This is a genomic window from Vibrio sp. 811, from assembly GCF_033339195.1.
This window is the reverse complement of record NZ_JAWOUB010000198.1, coordinates 1-879: the sequence shown is the minus strand read 5'-3', so window position 1 is coordinate 879 and position 879 is coordinate 1. Positions and strand designations below refer to the sequence as shown.

Genomic DNA, 879 nt, shown 5'->3' with positions numbered 1-879 from the left:
GCCACCTTGATCATAACCAACATAACCTGGAGGAGCACCAATTAAGCGGCTCACAGAGTGACGCTCACCATACTCAGACATATCAAAACGAAGCAGTTCAATACCAAGCAGTTTCGATAGCTGAACAGTTACCTCGGTTTTACCCACACCAGTAGGCCCTGCAAACAAGAACGAACCCACAGGCTTGTTATCTACGCCCAAACCAGCACGAGACAGTTTGATAGCCTCCGAAAGCGCATCAATAGCGTTGTCTTGACCAAAGACTAGCATCTTCATTTTGCCATCAAGATTCTTCAAGATGTCTTTGTCAGATGAAGACACCGACTTCTCTGGAATTCGAGCCATTTTTGCAACCATGGCTTCAATATCAGCCACGCCAACCGTCTTCTTACGACGACTTGCTGGAGCTAATCGACTACGAGCACCGGCTTCATCAATAACGTCAATTGCTTTGTCAGGTAGATGACGTTCGTTGATGTACTTCGCAGACAGCTCTACGGCTGCACGCAGTGCTTTGTTGGTGTAACGCACTTCGTGGTGAGCTTCGTACTTTGGTTTCAAGCCCATCAGGATCTTGGTTGTATCGTCCAGAGATGGTTCGACAACGTCGATTTTTTGGAAGCGACGAGATAGCGCACGCTCTTTTTCGAAAATATTGCTGTACTCTTGGTAGGTAGTTGAACCAATACAGCGCAACTTACCGCTACTTAGTAGAGGTTTAATCAAGTTTGCCGCATCGACTTGACCACCAGACGCTGCACCAGCACCGATAATAGTATGGATCTCATCAATGAACAGGATGGCATCTTCTTCTTTTTCAAGCTGCTTCAAAATCGATTTGAAACGTTTCTCGAAATCACCACGATACTTAGTGCCTGC

General features: G+C 46.3%; 1 protein-coding gene. It reads right to left on the bottom strand.

Annotated features, from left to right (window positions below):
- On the bottom strand, window positions 1-879 hold an 879-nt coding region (locus R7Q46_RS25800), incomplete at both ends, for an AAA family ATPase (RefSeq protein WP_318078032.1).